14 protein-coding genes are annotated in these 15,690 nt (G+C 73.4%); 4 read left to right on the forward strand and 10 right to left on the reverse strand.

Going from position 1 to position 15,690, the window contains the following annotated elements:
- Window positions 1–46: 46 nt before the first annotated feature.
- Complete coding sequence (locus IO30_RS0134910; RefSeq protein WP_031149866.1) at window positions 47–1,012, forward strand: FHA domain-containing protein; 966 nt, start codon at window positions 47–49, stop codon at window positions 1,010–1,012.
- Between the two features lies 1 nt (window position 1,013).
- Here the strand turns inward: IO30_RS0134910 and IO30_RS0134915 are convergent, their stop codons facing one another.
- Window positions 1,014–2,003, reverse strand: coding sequence for a methyltransferase domain-containing protein (locus IO30_RS0134915; protein WP_031149868.1), 990 nt, complete (start codon window positions 2,001–2,003; stop codon window positions 1,014–1,016).
- A 91-nt stretch (window positions 2,004–2,094) separates the two neighbouring features.
- Here IO30_RS0134915 and IO30_RS0134920 point away from each other — a divergent pair, with 91 nt between their 5' ends.
- The gene (locus IO30_RS0134920; RefSeq protein WP_031149870.1) at window positions 2,095–2,499 is read left to right on the forward strand and encodes a globin; all 405 of its coding nucleotides are present in this window, start codon (window positions 2,095–2,097) and stop codon (window positions 2,497–2,499) included.
- A gap of 25 nt (window positions 2,500–2,524) precedes the next feature.
- Here the strand turns inward: IO30_RS0134920 and IO30_RS0134925 are convergent, their stop codons facing one another.
- From IO30_RS0134925 to ettA, 3 genes are read right to left on the reverse strand one after another with little or no spacing between them, the layout of a single operon-like run.
- Window positions 2,525–3,262: a DUF8010 domain-containing protein gene (locus IO30_RS0134925; RefSeq protein ID WP_031149872.1), complete on the reverse strand. Its 738-nt coding sequence runs from the start codon at window positions 3,260–3,262 to the stop codon at window positions 2,525–2,527.
- The gene (locus IO30_RS0134930) at window positions 3,259–3,723 is read right to left on the reverse strand and encodes an acyl-CoA thioesterase (protein WP_031149874.1); all 465 of its coding nucleotides are present in this window, start codon (window positions 3,721–3,723) and stop codon (window positions 3,259–3,261) included. The genes IO30_RS0134925 and IO30_RS0134930 overlap by 4 nt, the downstream gene beginning before the upstream one ends.
- Before the next feature lie 10 nt (window positions 3,724–3,733).
- Window positions 3,734–5,398: an energy-dependent translational throttle protein EttA gene (ettA, locus tag IO30_RS0134935; protein ID WP_031149876.1), complete on the reverse strand. Its 1,665-nt coding sequence runs from the start codon at window positions 5,396–5,398 to the stop codon at window positions 3,734–3,736.
- A 287-nt stretch (window positions 5,399–5,685) separates the two neighbouring features.
- Between ettA and IO30_RS42450 the strand changes: the two genes are divergently transcribed.
- Together IO30_RS42450 and IO30_RS0134945 are read left to right on the forward strand one after the other, a co-directional pair.
- Entirely contained in the window at window positions 5,686–6,273 is a 588-nt protein-coding gene (locus IO30_RS42450) for a hypothetical protein (protein WP_157853441.1), read from the forward strand.
- Window positions 6,274–6,329: 56 nt separating this feature from the next.
- Window positions 6,330–6,899, forward strand: a complete 570-nt coding sequence (locus IO30_RS0134945; RefSeq protein ID WP_031149880.1) for a hypothetical protein — start codon at window positions 6,330–6,332, stop codon at window positions 6,897–6,899.
- Between the two features lie 70 nt (window positions 6,900–6,969).
- Here the strand turns inward: IO30_RS0134945 and IO30_RS0134950 are convergent, their stop codons facing one another.
- The 6 genes from IO30_RS0134950 to IO30_RS0134975 all read right to left on the reverse strand — a co-directional run bounded on the left by IO30_RS0134950 (window position 6,970) and on the right by IO30_RS0134975 (window position 15,392).
- Entirely contained in the window at window positions 6,970–8,238 is a 1,269-nt protein-coding gene (locus IO30_RS0134950) for an ALF repeat-containing protein (RefSeq protein WP_031149882.1), read from the reverse strand.
- Window positions 8,239–8,339: 101 nt separating this feature from the next.
- Entirely contained in the window at window positions 8,340–9,821 is a 1,482-nt protein-coding gene (locus tag IO30_RS0134955) for a bifunctional phosphatase PAP2/diacylglycerol kinase family protein (RefSeq protein WP_031149884.1), read from the reverse strand.
- Window positions 9,822–9,945: 124 nt separating this feature from the next.
- A complete protein-coding gene (locus IO30_RS0134960; RefSeq protein WP_234321913.1) occupies window positions 9,946–11,040 on the reverse strand; it encodes a thioester domain-containing protein in 1,095 nt (364 codons plus the stop codon).
- Window positions 11,041–11,405: 365 nt separating this feature from the next.
- Window positions 11,406–11,813, reverse strand: coding sequence for a single-stranded DNA-binding protein (locus IO30_RS0134965; RefSeq protein WP_031149888.1), 408 nt, complete (start codon window positions 11,811–11,813; stop codon window positions 11,406–11,408).
- 98 nt (window positions 11,814–11,911) lie between these two features.
- Complete coding sequence (locus IO30_RS0134970; RefSeq protein ID WP_031149890.1) at window positions 11,912–13,756, reverse strand: GTPase; 1,845 nt, start codon at window positions 13,754–13,756, stop codon at window positions 11,912–11,914.
- Between the two features lie 4 nt (window positions 13,757–13,760).
- Window positions 13,761–15,392, reverse strand: a complete 1,632-nt coding sequence (locus IO30_RS0134975; RefSeq protein WP_031149892.1) for a dynamin family protein — start codon at window positions 15,390–15,392, stop codon at window positions 13,761–13,763.
- Window positions 15,393–15,690: the final 298 nt, after the last annotated feature.

A 15,690-nucleotide genomic window follows, 5' to 3' on the forward strand; every position in this document is an offset into this window, starting at 1 on the left:
AAGACCTGACGTGATGACGCAGGGAGAAGAAGGGGGAAGCGCCGCCATGCCGACCTGCCCGAACGGGCACCAGTCCGCGTCCGACGACTGGTGCGAGGTCTGCGGCCACCGCATGGCCGCATCCGAGAGCACCTCCGCGGCGCCCTCGTACGGCTACGGCTTCCCCCCGACCCCCGGTGACGCCACCGCCCAGGCCGAACTCTGCCCGCAGTGCCGGACCCCGCGCGAGGCCATGGCTCCGTTCTGCGAGGAGTGCCGCTACAACTTCCTGACGCGTACGGCGACCTCGTACGCCCCGCTCACCCCGGAGACGGGCCCCCAGGGATCCGGCGCCACGCCCCCGCCGCCCCCTCCGGCGCCGCCCGTACCGGCTCCCGGGACGTACTCCCAGGACCACTTCGAGTACCAGGGCTCGCGGCCGTCCCGGGTCAACCGGCCGGCCGAGCCGCTCCAGCGCGAGGACGACTGGCTGCTGCCCCCGCCGGTCCACGAGCAGCAGCAGGAGTACCAGCAGCCTCCGCAGCCCCAGTACCAGCAGCAGCCCCCGCCGCAGCAGCAGCCGGAGTACCAGCACCAGCAGCAGTACCAGCCCTTCCCGTCCCAGGGCGGCGGCTGGACGGCGACGATCGGCCCCGACCGCTCGTACTTCATGGCGATGATGCAGCGCAGCGGCCCGGAGGCGGCCGGGCTCAACCTGCCCGCGTACTCCCCGGAGCAGCACCTCCCGCTGTCCGGCGGCCAGATCACCATCGGCCGCCGCCGCGCCTCCACGGGCGAGTCCCCGGACATCGACCTGTCGGTCCCCCCGGAGGACCCGGGCGTCTCCCACCAGCACGCGGTCCTGGTCCAGCAGCCGGACCTCAGCTGGGCGGTGGTGGACCAGAACTCCACCAACGGCACCACGATCAACGGCGGCGAGGACCCCATCCAGCCCTACGTCCCGATCCCCCTCTCCGACGGCGACCGCGTCCACGTGGGCGCCTGGACCACGATCACGATCCGCCGCAGCTGATTCAGACCTCCCCCAGCGGCCATACGTAAGGGCCCTGGGGGTCGTCCAGCCAGGACCACTGGCCTTGCGGGGTGACCGTGACGCCGAAGCGTTCGCGGGGCGGGCGGCCCTCGCGGCGCCAGAGGTCCAGGGCCTCGCGGGGGTGGAGGACGCCCGCGGTCAGGACGAGCATGAACTGGAAGCGCTCGTTCTCCACCAGCTCGTACGGGAGGGACTGCAGCGCCGCGGTCTCGGCGGAGGGCGCCCCCGCCGTGGCCCCGCGCAGCGGGACGAAGTACGCCGAGGTGTGCAGGAAGCGGCCCTCCGCGAAGGCCGGGTCCCGGACCGTGAGGGCGATCAGGCCCGTCGACAGGGGGGCCAGGATGCGGGCGCCCGGGCGGCACTGGCCGGGCCAGGCGGGCGGGATCAGGGGCAGAGTGCAGGTCACCATGATCCGGTCGAAGGGGGCCCGTGAGGGGCAGCCGCGGGCGCCGTCGCCGGTGACCACGGCCGGGTGGTAGCCGAGCTGGGCCAGGTGGGTCCGCGCCGACTCGGTGATCTCCTCGTCGAGGTCCACGGTGGTGACCAGGTCCTCGCCGAGCCGGTGGCAGAGCAGGGCGGCGTTGTAGCCGGTGCCCGCGCCGATCTCCAGCACGTTGTCGCCGTCGCGCACGTCGAGGGCCGCCAGCATCTTCGCCATCAGCGACGGCTGGCTGCTGGAGGAGAGCAGCTCGCCGTCGCGCAGCCGGGTGGCGAGGGGGGCGTCGGTGTACACACCGCGCAGCCAGCGGGCGCGCTGCACGGGGTCTGGGTCGTCGCCCCACAGGCGTTCGTGGCCGGCGCCGCGCCCGGTCCAGAAGTAGGGGACGAAGACGTGCCGGGGCACGGCCGCGAAGGCGGCCCGCCATGCGGGGTCGTCCAGTGCCCCGGCGGCCGTCAGTTCCCGCACCTGGGCGGCGTGCGCGGTCTCGCGCAGGTCCCGTACCTCGGTGCCTGGGGTTTCAGCGCCCATGTCTCCACTGTCCTGCGGGTGGCCTCCGCAGGCGACCGCGGGCGGTCCTAGGTCCGGAGTACTCCGTCCGGGTGTCTGAGACGATGGTCGGGTGAATGAGATTCCGCGGGGCGCACTTCAGGAGCAGACCTTCTACGAGCAGGTCGGCGGCGAGGAGACCTTCCGCCGCCTCGTGCGGCGGTTCTACGAGGGGGTCGCACAGGACCCGCTGCTGCGCCCGATGTACCCGGAAGAGGACCTCGGTCCCGCCGAGGAGCGCTTCACGCTGTTCCTGATCCAGTACTGGGGCGGCCCCACCACCTACAGCCAGCACCGCGGGCACCCGCGCCTGCGGATGCGGCACGCCCCGTTCCAGGTGGATGCCGCGGCGCACGACGCCTGGCTCGCGCACATGCGGGTGGCCCTGGACGAGCTGGGGCTGGCGCCGGAGCACGAGGCGCAGCTGTGGAAGTACCTGACGTACGCCGCCGCGTCGATGATCAACACCGCGGGCTAGGTCCGGAGCGGCCCGATCGGACCGCTCAGACGGGGCGGACCTGGAGGGCGCCCAGGCCGGAGCTGCTGCCGGGGCGGCGGGTGGCGACGGAGCCGTACGGGGTGCGCAGGCGCAGCCAGCTGCCGGAGGCCAGCAGGGCCACGGGAGCCGGGGCGCCGGTGGCGGGGACCGCAGGGGCCTGGAGGCCGGCGGGGGCCGCAGGGACGGCCGAGCGGACCGGCCGCAGGAAGCCGAGGGACTGCGCGGCGTGCACGACCCGCAGCGGGAGCTCGGTGTCGCCCAGCGTCCGGGACCATATCTCGCGGCCGATGCGGTCGCGCTCCGAGCGGGTCCGGTGCTGCACGGGCAGGGCCTCGTCGCGGGTCCGGAACTCGGCCACGGCTGCCGCGACGGCGTCCCGCATCTGCTCGGGGCCGGGCAGTCCGGGCAGCTGCTGCCAGCCGCCGCGGGGCGGGAGCAGGCCCGCCCAGGGCGGTCCGGTGACCGAGCCGGGTACGAGGGCCGAGGCCGCGGCCTCGTCGACGGACTCCAGCAGCTCCCCCGCCGAGACGGTGACGTCCAGCGGGGTGCCGACGGGCGCGGCGAGCCGCACCGTACGGATGGCGAGGACCTCGAAGGACGGCGGCCGCCCGAAGACGGCGAGCGCGCGGCCGCCGGCCTGGAGGCGGACGGCGGCCGCGCGGTCGTAGTGCACCAGCCGCCCCAGGAAGGCGGCGAGGTCCGCCGCCTCCCCGGAGTCGGCGAAATGCAACGGTCCGCTCATGCCGCGAGGCGCCCTTCGGAACCCTTGGGGGCCTCGGGCCCGTCGAGGTACTCCTGGAGGAACTGCTTCTCCTCGGCCGTGATGCGGCGGGGCCGCCCCTCGGCGAGGTTGTACGGGACGACCACGGTCTCGGCGCGCACGTACACCGTCTCGGGCGCGCTGTCGGTCGCCTCGTCCTTGACCTCGTAGCGGATGGTCAGGGACGCCGCACCGATCCGGGTCACCCAGGACTCGATGAGGACCGGCTCGTGACGGTGCACGAGGGGCAGCTTGTAGTCGATCTCGTGGCGGGCCACGACGGATCCGCCCGTGAAGGACTCGCTGCCCTCCCCCGGCGCGAGGCGGAACATGAAGTCGATCCGCGCCTCCTCCAGGTAACGGAGGAAGACGACGTTGTTGACGTGCCCGAAGGCGTCCATGTCCGCCCAGCGCAGGGGGCACCGGTACTGGTGTCTGGCCATCTTCGCGGCCTCAGCCTCGGGTGAGCTTCTTGTAGGTGGCACGGTGCGGGCGGGTGGCGTCCGCACCGAGGCGCTCGACCTTGTTCTTCTCGTAGGACTCGAAGTTGCCCTCGAACCAGTACCACTTGGAGTCACCCTCGTACGCGAGGATGTGGGTGGCGACCCGGTCGAGGAACCAACGGTCGTGGGAGATGACCACGGCCGCACCGGGGAACTCGAGCAGGGCGTTCTCCAGGGAGGAGAGCGTCTCGACGTCGAGGTCGTTGGTGGGCTCGTCGAGGAGCAGCAGGTTGCCGCCCTCCTTGAGCGTCAGGGCCAGGTTCAGGCGGTTGCGCTCACCGCCGGACAGGACGCCGGCCGGCTTCTGCTGGTCCGGACCCTTGAAGCCGAAGGCGCTGACGTACGCGCGGGACGGCATCTCGACCTGGCCGACGTTGATGTAGTCCAGCTCGTCCGACACGACCGCCCAGAGGGTCTTCTTGGGGTCGATGTTGGCGCGGGACTGGTCGACGTAGCTGATCTTGACGGTCTCGCCGACCTTGATGGCGCCGGAGTCCGGCGTCTCCAGGCCCTGGATCATCTTGAAGAGCGTGGTCTTGCCGGCACCGTTGGGGCCGATGATGCCGACGATGCCGTTGCGCGGCAGCGTGAACGACAGGTCGTCGATGAGGACCTTGTCACCGAAGGCCTTCGAGAGGTTGTTGACCTCGACGACGATGGAGCCCAGACGCGGGCCCGGCGGGATCTGGATCTCCTCGAAGTCCAGCTTCCGCATCTTGTCCGCCTCGGCCGCCATCTCCTCGTAGCGGGCCAGACGGGCCTTGGACTTGGTCTGGCGCCCCTTGGCGTTGGACCGCACCCACTCAAGCTCTTCCTTGAGGCGCTTCTGGCGCTTCTCGTCCTTGCGGCCCTCGACCTTGAGACGGGTGGCCTTCTTCTCCAGGTAGGTGGAGTAGTTGCCCTCGTACGGGTGCGCGCGGCCGCGGTCGAGTTCGAGGATCCACTCGGCGACGTTGTTCAGGAAGTACCGGTCGTGGGTGACGGCCACGACGGCGCCCTTGTACTGCGAGAGGTGCTGCTCCAGCCAGTTCACCGACTCGGCGTCGAGGTGGTTGGTGGGCTCGTCGAGGAGCAGCAGGTCCGGGGCCTCGATCAGCAGCTTGCAGAGCGCGACGCGGCGCTTCTCGCCACCGGAGAGGTTGGTGACGGGCCAGTCGCCGGGCGGGCAGCCCAGGGCGTCCATGGCCTGCTCCAGCTGGGCGTCGAGGTCCCAGGCATTGGCGTGGTCCAGGTCCTCCTGGAGCTTGCCCATCTCGTCCATGAGCGCGTCGGTGTAGTCGGTCGCCATCAGCTCGGCGACCTCGTTGAAGCGCTTGAGCTTGCCCATGACCTCGGCGGCGCCGTCCTGGACGTTCTCCAGCACGGTCTTCGAGTCGTCGAGCTTGGGCTCCTGCATGAGGATGCCGACGGTGAAGCCGGGCGACAGGAACGCGTCGCCGTTGGACGGCTGCTCCAGGCCCGCCATGATCTTCAGAACGGTGGACTTACCGGCGCCGTTCGGGCCGACCACACCGATCTTCGCGCCGGGCAGGAAGTTCAGGGTGACGTCATCAAGAATCACCTTGTCGCCGTGCGCCTTGCGCGTCTTGCGCATGGTGTAGATGAACTCAGCCAAGAGAAACCGTCCGGCAGATCGATGGGTGGGCAGATACACCCCATCTTGCCGTACGTCCATCCCCCGGGGGAAACGCGTATGGCCGGCGCCCCTGAGCTGGGACGGCGCAGGAGGCCGTGGCCGGGCGGACACGGAGGGTAGCCGAAGTCGTGCTCACCAGGCTCGCAGCCGGTGTGTGCGGGCCGGAAAAGGGGCTCGGCCGTGCCTCTCCCCACGGCAGAATGCCGGTGACGTGACGGCGGTCCGGGGAATCGGGCGGGCCGGGGGCAGCGGGTTCAGGGGGGTCAGTGGGGAGCGCACTCATCGGATTGGCGGCCGCGGTGGTGGGCGTCACCGGCACGCTCATAGCCACCGTGCTGTCGCAGCGCCTGATGGCCCGCGTGCAGTCGCAGCAGTTCGCGCACCAGCAGCAGGAAGCCGAGGCCCAGTGGCTGCGCGAGCAGCACGTCGTCGAGACGGGCCGGCGCCGCGAGGGCTACACGAACGTCAACGCGGCCTTCCGCCGCTACCGGACGCAGCTGATGAACTTCCTGTGGACCGTGCACAAGGGCGCCGTGACCGCGCAGGCGCGGGAAGCGGTCGAAGAGGCCCGGCGCGATCACCACTCCGTCCTGGCCGAGACGCAGATGGTCGCGTCCGCCGAGGTCCTTGCCGAGCTGAACGACATGACGAAGTCACTGTCGGAGACCTACCGCCGGATCATGTGCCTGGAGGAGGGCACTCCCGACCCGGACGGATCGTTCGACGAGATCCGCACGGACTTCGCCCGGCTGTGGGAGCAGTGGGAGCGGATGCTCGGCGCGATGCGGGCCGATCTCGGCGTGGAGGGCGACGTGGAGGGCGGCGGCGCCGAGCGGGCCGCGCTCAGCCCCTGACGGCCGGCCCCCTCGCTCTCCGCCCTCACGGACCGCAGCTTCATCTCGGAGGAAACGTGGACAACACCTTGCTGGCGCTCGCCGGCACGACGATCGCCGTGGCGGGCACCCTGCTCGCCCCCGTCCTGTCGCAGCGGCTGCTCGCACGCGCCGAGTCGGACCGCTTCGCGCGTGAGGAGCAGGTGGCCGACACCCAGTGGGTCCGTGAACAGCAGGTCGCCGAGCTGGCGCGGCGCCGTGACTGCTACGTGAGCGCGAACGCCGGGTACCGCCGCTACCGCATCGAGCTCATGCGGTACCTGTGGCTCGTCCACAAGGCAGAGGCCACCCCGGAGGCCCGGACGGTCATGGAGGACGCCCGCCACTCCATGCACAACGCCTTCGCGGAGGCCCAGATGGCCGCTTCGGACGCGGTCCTGGCGGAGCTGGACTCCATGACGCAGAACCTTGCGCGGATGTACGACCGGGTGATGCGCCTGGAGGAGGGCACCTCCGCACCCGGCAGCTCGTTCGAGGAGATACAGACCGGTCTGTTGCGGGCCAACGAACAGTGGGTGGTCATGCGCGGTGCGATGCGGGCCGACCTCGGCGTCGGCGCGGAGGTCGTGGCGCTCCCGCAGGAGTGAGACGGCGGGAGCGCGGAGGGGGCGCCGCCCTTGCGGCGGCGCCCCCTCACGGTGTCCTGCGCGGTGGGCCTCAGGCCTTGGAGGCCGCCCGGCGCGTACGTGCGGCCAGGATCAGGCCCGCGCCCGCGACGAGCGCGGCTCCGGCGCCGCCCGCGGCGAGCGCGGTGTCGGAACCGGCGCCGGTGGAGGCGAGGGAACCGCCGCTGCCGGTGACCGTCAGGTTGCCGTTACCGGCGCCCGTCGTGACCGTGGTGGTCGTGCCGGTGGTGCCGGTGCCTGTGCCCGAGCCCGTGCCCGTGCCCGTGGTGACGACGACGGGCTGGACGCCCGTGCCGGTGCCGGTGCCCGTGTCGGGCTTGGCGGTGCCCTCGGCGGCCTTGTCCTTGGCGCGGGCCTCATGCTGGCCGGTCTTGAGGAAGGCGACGCGGTCCTGGGCGGAGCCCTTGAGGGCCGCCTTGCCCGCGGCCTTCACCTCGGCGCCGCCGTCGTTGATGAGCTTGGAGATGCGCAGGTAGTTGTCCTCGTCGCGCAGCTCGTACTGGGTCACCTCCAGGAAGTGACGCAGCTCGGCGGGGGTCGGGCTGCCGTTCAGCAGCTTGCTGATCTCCTCGGACAGGATCGGGCCGTCCTCGGCCTCGTCGATCCGGGCCAGCTCGACCAGGTCGTCCTCGGCCTGAGCCCGGTACTGGCCGGTCTCGACGAAGGCGCGCAGCTCGGCCGGGACGCTCCGGCGCAGGACCTTCACGGCCTGCTCGCGCAGCCCCGATCCCGCCGCGGCCTTGCCGATGATCCGGGCCGTCTCGACCCGGTCGTCGTCGAAGCGGGCCTCGTGCTGGCCGGTCACGATGAAGGCGTGGACGTCGGCCGCGGAGCCGCGCAGGGCCTGGCGGCCCGCCCCGCGCACCCCGCGGCCCGCCTTCGGGTCGCTGATGATGCGGGCGATCTCGATGCGCTCGTCCTCGGTGCGGGCCGCGAACTGGCCCGTCTCCAGGAAGACGCGCATCGCCGCGGGACCGGCGTCGAGGGCCTTGCTGCCGCGCTCCCGGAAGACGGAGTCGCGCGGCGCCGCGTGCATGAGCCGCAGGATCTCTATCCGGTCGGCTTCGGCCTGCCGGTCGGCCGCGGTCGGGCCGGAGGGCTGAGCGGGGGTGTTCCCGGCCGGGGCCGGGTTCGCCGCCGTGCCGGTGGCCGCCTCGGCCGGGCTCTGGTCAGGAGCCGTGGGCGAGGAGGGCCGGCCGACGGCCGAGGCGTGGTCGTCGGCGAGGGCCGGCGAGGCGAGCAGAACGGCCGGAGCAATGGCAGCGGCGGTGACCACCGCGGCGATCCGGGACAACTTCACAGACAGCACCCCTGTTTTGGTTTTCACAAGATCACACGATCTTGTACCGGGCCACTGTAGGCGGTTCGGACGGGCAAATCGAACGAGTTCAAATGGAAGCGTCACGTCCGGGGGCGGTAGACGGTCAGGGCGTCGGGGAGCTCGTCCAGGACCAGGGCGGCCGGGGCCTTCGCGTACTCGCCGTCGTAGGCGATCGGGGTGCCCGCCGGGATCTCCGCGATCCGCAGGCTCCGCAGCCGGGTGGCCACATGGACCGGGGACCGGGTCAGCGGGCCCGCCAGCGCGGCGGCGAGGAGGCGGGGGCCCGGGCGGCCTCCGCCTCGGACGAGCCGGACGTCCAGCAGCCCCTCGCCGAGGTCGTCCCGGCGGCGGGGGGTGGGGCCGGTGCCCTGGTAGGTGCCGTTGCCCACGAAGAGCAGCCACGCATGCAGCGGTCGCCCGGCCAGCCGCAGCCGCACCGGCCGCTCGGCGCGCAGCACCTTCCAGGCGGCCAGCAGCGCGGCCGGGCCGCCGCCGATGCGCGGGGCCCAGTGCAGCCGGTGGCGCAGCAGCTCCGGGTAGGCGCCGATGCTGAAGTTGTTCAGGAAGTAGCCGGCCGCGGCGCCGTCCGGGCCCGGGCTGAAGCGGCCCACGCCGACGTGGACCGCGTGGCCCGCCTGCACGGCGCGGCAGGTGTCCTCGACCCCGGCGAGGCCCAGGTCCAGCGCGAAGTGGTTGAGGGTGCCTCCGGGGAACACCGCCAGCGGTACCCCGGCCTGCAGTGCGGCGACCGCGGCCGCGTTGACGGTGCCGTCGCCTCCGCACACGCCGAGCACGGTGGCCCGGGAGGCCGCCGCCGCCAGTTCGGCGGGCAGGTCCCCGTCCTTCCATTCGATCACCTCGGCCTTGGGGAGCCGGGTGCGCAGGGCCGCGAGCCCCGCCTGCGCCGCGGTCCCCGACCAGGTGTTGACCACCACCGTGAGCCCGTCGCCGTCGGGCAGCGCGGGAGCCCCGGCGGCCGTCCGCTCGTCACCGGGCACCACGCGGGCCTGCTGGACGTCCCGCGCCAGCCTGCGTACGACGAACCCCGCGGCCACGCCCAGCGCCGCACCCGCGACCACGTCGGAGGGGTAGTGCACCCCGGTGTACACGCGGGAGAAGGCCACGGACGCGGCCACCGGAGCCAGAGCGGCGCCCCAGCCCGGGGACTCCAGCGCCAGCCCGGCGGTGAAGGCGAAGGCCGACGCCGAGTGCCCGGAGGGGAACGAGGTGGTCTGTGGCTGGGTCGCCAGCTGCCGCACCGCCGGTACGCCGTGCAGCAGCGGCCGGGGGCGGCGTACGGACCACTTGCCCACGGTGTTGATCGTCGCGGAGGCCAGCGCCAGCGAGGCGACCCCGCGCACGGCGGCCTTGCGGGCCCGGGCCGATCCGAAGAGGGCGATGCCGGCGGCGGCCCCGCCCCACAGCACGCCGTGGTTCGCGGCCCGTCCCAGCCTCGGCAGCACCCGGTCGGCGCCGGGCCAGTGCCGCCGGGCCACGAAGTCGAACAGTCCCCGGTCCCACCGGGCGACCGCGCCCTGCCATGTCAGTTCCTGGTCAGCCATCACCAGCGCCTACCCAGGGGTAGGGATCCGGAATCAGCCCGGCCGCCACCCGGCGCAGCCGGCCCACCCGCCACAGTGGCCCCAGCACCCTGAACGCTCCCTCTTAGCCGCCCACCTACGCCTCCTAGAAGTGCTCCTCTTCGTCCAGCGGGCGCTTGCGCAGCAGCAGGACCACGAGGCCGCCCAGGACCACCAGGCCCACCGCGAGCGAGGCGATGACCGGGGTCGCCGCCGAACTGCCGCTGGTCGCCAGGCGTCCCTCCTCCGGGGACTCCTGCGTGACGGCTCCCGCCGGTACGCCCAGGGTGACCGTGCCCGAGCCGCTGGTCGTGGGCGCCGGTGCGGCCGCGCCGCCCCCGGCCGTGCCCACGGGCTCCGCCGGGGCCTGGGGCCAGAGCGCGGTCGCCGTGGCGGTGGCCGCGGATTCGCTGGAGCCCGCCACGATCTGCGCCTGGGCGGGCACCCCGCTGGTGAAGACCCGCCCGACCGGTACCTTCGTGGCGCCCTGGACGGTGACCGAGGCGATCCCGTCGGGGGTGCCGGCGGGCACCTCGAAGTACAGGCGGCTGCCGTGCCGGGCGGTGGTCAGCGGCTGCCCTTCGGCATCCACCACCCGTACGCCCATCGCGACGGCCGCTGCGTCCGGGACCACGGACACGCTCTGCGCCCCGGTCCGTACGGTCACCGGCCCGAGCCGGGTCCCCACGGGCCCCGACACGTCGCCGGGGTCCAGACCCAGCGAGGCCGGAGGCTCGGGCAGCCGGCCCGCCGCCCGCTGGAGGTAATCGGCGAGCTTCTCCGCCGCCGGGTCCGCGGCCTCCACCTGCACCCCGTCGGCCAGCCGCCAGATCGCCACCTGGGTACCGGCGGCCGCGCTCTCCGCGGTGAGCGCCCCGGCACCGGCCGCCTTGGCGAGCCCGGCCAGATCGTTGAGCTGCGGGTAGGAGTGCTCCAGGATCCAGCGGATCCGGCCCGCCTCCCCGTTCCCCGCGAGCGGGCTGCCGTTCCAGCCGCTCTCGGTGTACCGGGCCTGGGGCTGGGCCTGTCCGGCCACGCCCACCCCGTACGTCTGGAGCATCCCGCCGCCGTCGACGCGCATCTCGTAGAGCCCGGCCGGGATCTGCCGGACGGAGCCGTCCCCTGCGTGCAGGACCGCCTGCCCGTACGTCTTCAGCCCGTCCAGCACGGCGCTCGCGCCCTCGGGTGTCCGGGGCGCCACCGGCCCGGCGTCGGCCGCGGCCCGGGCGCCGGGCGCGGCGGTGAGGGCCGCAGCCAGCAGGGCGACCGCGAACGGCCGCCCGGCGGCGGCCCGTACGGCGGCGGCCGACCGGGGAGCGCCACCCGCCGGCGAACCGGGGACGTCGTCCGGCGCTCTCCGGGGAGCGGAGAGCGGAACGGGGGACGCAGTAACAGAGGGCGCCGGAGCAGCGAGCGCAGGAACGGGAGCAGGAGCAGGAAGCGGGACGGAACTTGAAGCGGAACGAGGAGCGGAGGATGCGGGAACGGCAGTCGACACAGTCTTCCCCTTCGGGCCAGGGACCCAGGTGCCCGTGAGTACCGGGAAATCCTAACCGCCTCGAACACTCAGCCCACCGCCGCCTTCTGAGTGGCCATCAGTGGGGTGTCCGTCCTGATGACCCGGCGGAACGCGGCCGTACCGCGGCTGAGGTCGTGCCCCACCGCCGTGGCGTCGATCTCCGCCGACACCCACCGGGGGCCCTCCCCGTCGGGTGGGTCCTCCCGCACCCGCAGCCTCCCGTGCACCACGAGCGGTTCGCCGACCGCCACGGACCCCGCCAGGTTCACGGCCAGCGCCCGCCGCGCCCACACCGTGTAGAAGCTGGTCGTCCCGTCGGTCCAGGCCTCTTTGCGCCGGTCGAACCAGCGCGGGGTGACCGCGAAACGGAACCTCGCCGACGGGCCGTGCGCCGTCTCCTTGTAGTCCACCTGCGTCGCCACGTGTCCCACCAGCGTCACCTGGGTGTCGTTCATCCCGGCCGCCCTCCCCCACGATGCGTACCCGTACGGACCATCCGCACGAGGTACGACCATGCTGGCGCCGTCCCCCGGATCCCGCTCCGGCCTGTGGACTACTGGCGGGTTGTGGACAACCTGCTCCCCCCTCCGGCCACCGCCGCGTACTGCTCGCGCACCTCCCGGTAGCGCAGCAGCTCCGCCGCGACCGGCTCCAGCACCCTGGCCCGGCCGCACCCCGCCGCCGCCTGCCGCAGCCGCCGTTCGGCGTCCTGCCCGTACCGGCGGGCCGGGCCGCGCGCCGCGATGGAGCAGGCCCATTCCACCAGTGGCCCACCGATGATCCCGGCCACCATCAGCAGGACCGGCGGCAGCAGCTTCGGCTCCAGGAGCCCGGCGATCTGCCCGACCAGCCACAGCCCGCCGAAGATCTGGAGCAGCGTCATGGCCGCCTGCCCCAGCACCGCTGCCGGCCACCAGGTGGGCCTCGGCGGCTTCACGGCCGGTACCGCGACCGCCGCCCCGAGGGTGACGGCCAGCTCGTCCAGTGCCTCCGGCAGGTGCTCGGCGCCGCGCACCGCGGTCTCCCGTACGGCCTGGGCCCAGGGTTCGGGCAGGCCCGCGACCGCCTCGTCGGCCACCACCCGTACGGCCTGCTCCACCCGCTGACGCGCGGTCACCTCCTCCTCGACCGGCGGCTGCTCCGTCACGGGAGTGCGGCCGCCGATGGTCGCCAGCGCGGCCAGGCCCGCCAGGGTGCGCGGGGCGCGCCTGCCCTCGTACCACCGCCACAGCCGCAGCCACGGCGTCCCGCAGGCCTTCCCGGCGTTGCGCCGCCAGGCCCGCTCGGCGGCGAGCCCGGCCGCGTACGCGCCGACCGCCTCGGCGAGCCGGTCCTCGAACTCGGCGCGCGCCGACTCCCCGATCTCCGGCCCGGAGTGCCCTTCGGCCACGTACAGGGGGCGCAGGCGCAGGGCGGCCCGGTCCACGTCGGCGGAGATGCGCCGGGTCGCGGCGCCCTTCTCCTGGGTGAACTGTCCGAGGAGTTCGCGCAGCTCCCCGACGCCCTCACCGGTGAGCGCGGACAGTCCGAGCACGGTGGCGCCGGGTTCGTCGTACTCGCCGAGGGCGATGCCGTCCTCGTCGAGGAGGCGGCGCAGGTCGTCCAGGACGAGGTCGGCGGACTCGCCGGGCAGCCGGTCCACCTGGTTCAGCACGACGAAGGTGATCTCCGCGTGTCCGGCCAGCGGCCGCAGGTACCGCTCGTGCAGCACCGCGTCCGCGTACTTCTCCGGGTCGACCACCCACACCACCGCGTCGACCAGCGCCAGCACCCGGTCCACGTGGTCGCGGTGCGCCCCGACCGCCGAGTCGAGGTCCGGCAGGTCCACGAGGACCATCCCGCGCAGCGCCTCGGCCTCCGCGGTCTCCCGGGGCCTGCGGCGCAGCCGTCCCGGGATCTCCAGCCGGTCCAGGAGCCCGGCGGCGCCGTCCGACCAGCTGCACGCGATGGGCGCCGCGGTCGTGGGGCGGCGCAGGCCGGTCTCGGAGATCTGCACTCCGGCGAGTGAATTGAAGAGCGTGGACTTGCCGCTTCCGGTGGCTCCGGCGATCGCGACGACCGTGTGCTGCGGTGACAGTCCGCGCCGCGCCGCGGCCTCGTCGAGCACGCGGCCCGCCTCGGCGAGGGTCTTGCCGTCGAGCCGGGTCCGGGACAGCCCCACCAGCTGCCGCAGTGCGTCGAGGCGGGCGCGCAGGGCCTGGCCCTCGGGGCTGAGCGGGGGCGCGGGGACCTTGCCCCCGTCGCTGCCGGCGCCGGAGAGGGCCCGTACGAGCGCGTCGTCGCCCTCGTCGCCCTCCTCGCTGCCGTCGTCCGGGTCCTGGTCGACGTCCCGGTGGCGCGAGCGCGCGATGAGTCCGTCGTCCCAGCGGTCGTCGGTGCGGTCGGTCAGGGCGGTCACCGCGTCACCTCTCCTTCTGTAGTACGGACAGCGCGGCGATCAGCTCGGCCTGTGGTTCGGGGGTCACTTCGAGTGCTTCCAGGGGGGCGAGCCGGCGGTCCCGTTCGGCGCGCAGCACCTGGTCGAGGTGGTCGCCGACCAGCTCGGCGCCGCGGTCGCGCAGCCGCAGGGCGGCCTGGGCGCCGATGCGTTCGGCGAGCTTCTCGCCTGCGGGCCGGGCCCGTTTGCCGCCGAGGAGGGCGGCGACGAGCAGGGCGGCGACGCCGTCCGGGTCGGGCGGGGGCTGCTTGTCGAGCCGGGCCACTTCCTCCTCGGCGAGTTCCTCCAGGACGCGCCGCCAGCGCCGTACGGCCATGCCGATGCGCTCGCCCGCCTCCTTGTCGGGTGCGGGCAGCCGCACCGCACCTGCGGCCGGTTCCAGCCGCCAGGCGGCGGCGATCCGCTCGTCGGCCGCGGCGACGGCGCACTGGAGCAGGGCGGCGAGGGATTCGGCGAGGGAGTCCAGCAGTTCGTCGTGGCTGGTGTCGAGGGGGTAGCCGCGCCACCGGGTCAGGGCGTCCCCGGCGAGGACGGCCCCGCGGTCCAGCCGGTTGCGCACCCGCCTGCCCTCCCGCTTGTACGCGTCCTCGACGGCCGAGGTCAGCCGTACGGCGGCGGCGTGCTGGGCGGCGACGGCGGAGGCGAGTTCGGGCATCCGGCGGCCTAGGGAGTCCAGTGCGCCGAGTGCGGTGCGCCCGACGGCGTACTGGCGGGCCGCCGGGTCCTGGGCGTGGTGGGCGAGCCAGGCGTACAGCGGGGCGACGGCGCTGGCCGGCAGGAGGCCGCCGCCGCCCGCCGACTCCGGGAGTTCGGGCACGGTGAACCGGGGCACCTCGCCCAGTCCGGCGCGGGTGAGCAGGGCCCCGTACTGCCGTGAGACCTCGGCGAGCACCTGGTGCGGGACCCGGTCGAGGACGGTGATGAGGGTGGCCTTGTACTGCTTGGCGGTGCGCAGCAGGTGCCAGGGCACGGCGTCGGCGTACCGCGAGGCGGTGGTGACCATGACCCAGACGTCGGCGGCGCAGATGAGTTCGGCGGCGAGGGTGCGGTTCTCGACGACGAGGGAGTCGATGTCGGGGGCGTCGAGGATGGCGAGGCCGCGGGGCAGGGTGGAGACGGTCTCGATCCGCATCTCGCGGGTGGCGTGGCCGGAGCCGTGGCTGCCGGTGGCGGGGCCTCGGTCGCGGGAGCGGGCCCGGGCGGCGGGGAGGGATTCGTCCTCGCCGTGCGGCACCCACACGCGCATCAGGTCGGGCAGCACCCTCATTCCGGCGAACCAGTGGTGGTCATCCGGATGGCAGACGAGCACCGGGGTACGCGTGGTGGGGCGGAGCACCCCTGCCTCGCTGACCTGCCGTCCGACGAGGGAGTTGACGAGGGTGGACTTACCGGCCCCGGTGGACCCGCCGACGACGGCGAGCAGCGGCGCCTCGGGCGCCTTCAGCCGGGGTACGAGATAGTCGTCGAGCTGCGCGAGCAGCTCTGCTCTGGTCTGGCGGGCGCGCGGGGCGCCGGGCAGAGGCAGCGGCAGACGCACGGACGCGACCCGGTCGCGCAGGGCGGACAGGGCATCGAGCAGCTGAGGCCGTACATCCAAGGTCACCACATGCGAAGAATGCCCAATTTAGGACCATTTTTGAAGCTTATACGTCCTCTGCGCGCCGACCGCGACTCCAGAGGGACATTCTGGATGAACCAGACGAGTGGGGCGCAGGCATAACGAGTGCACAACACCCAGGGCGCCACGGCGCAAAAGCGGTGCGAGAATCGCACCTGCCTGCGATTATCGGGACCGCTTCACCGAACCTCCACATCGTGGCACGCGAGTGAAGCAACCGGGACAAGGCAACCGGAGCCCTATCCTTGACCCGGCACGGACCCCAGTCCCACCCCCA

The organism is Streptomyces xanthophaeus, from assembly GCF_000725805.1.
In the GTDB taxonomy this organism is placed as follows: domain Bacteria; phylum Actinomycetota; class Actinomycetes; order Streptomycetales; family Streptomycetaceae; genus Streptomyces; species Streptomyces xanthophaeus.

Excerpts from the sequence above, each read along its gene's own strand:
- IO30_RS0134910 (WP_031149866.1), top strand. The coding sequence starts at position 47 with ATGCCGACCTGCCCGAACGGGCACCAGTCCGCGTCCGACGACTGGTGC.
- IO30_RS0134915 (WP_031149868.1), bottom strand. The coding sequence starts at position 2,003 with ATGGGCGCTGAAACCCCAGGCACCGAGGTACGGGACCTGCGCGAGACC.
- IO30_RS0134925 (WP_031149872.1), bottom strand. The coding sequence starts at position 3,262 with ATGAGCGGACCGTTGCATTTCGCCGACTCCGGGGAGGCGGCGGACCTC.
- IO30_RS0134930 (WP_031149874.1), bottom strand. The coding sequence starts at position 3,723 with ATGGCCAGACACCAGTACCGGTGCCCCCTGCGCTGGGCGGACATGGAC.
- IO30_RS0134955 (WP_031149884.1), bottom strand. The coding sequence starts at position 9,821 with ATGGCTGACCAGGAACTGACATGGCAGGGCGCGGTCGCCCGGTGGGAC.
- IO30_RS0134965 (WP_031149888.1), bottom strand. The coding sequence starts at position 11,813 with ATGAACGACACCCAGGTGACGCTGGTGGGACACGTGGCGACGCAGGTG.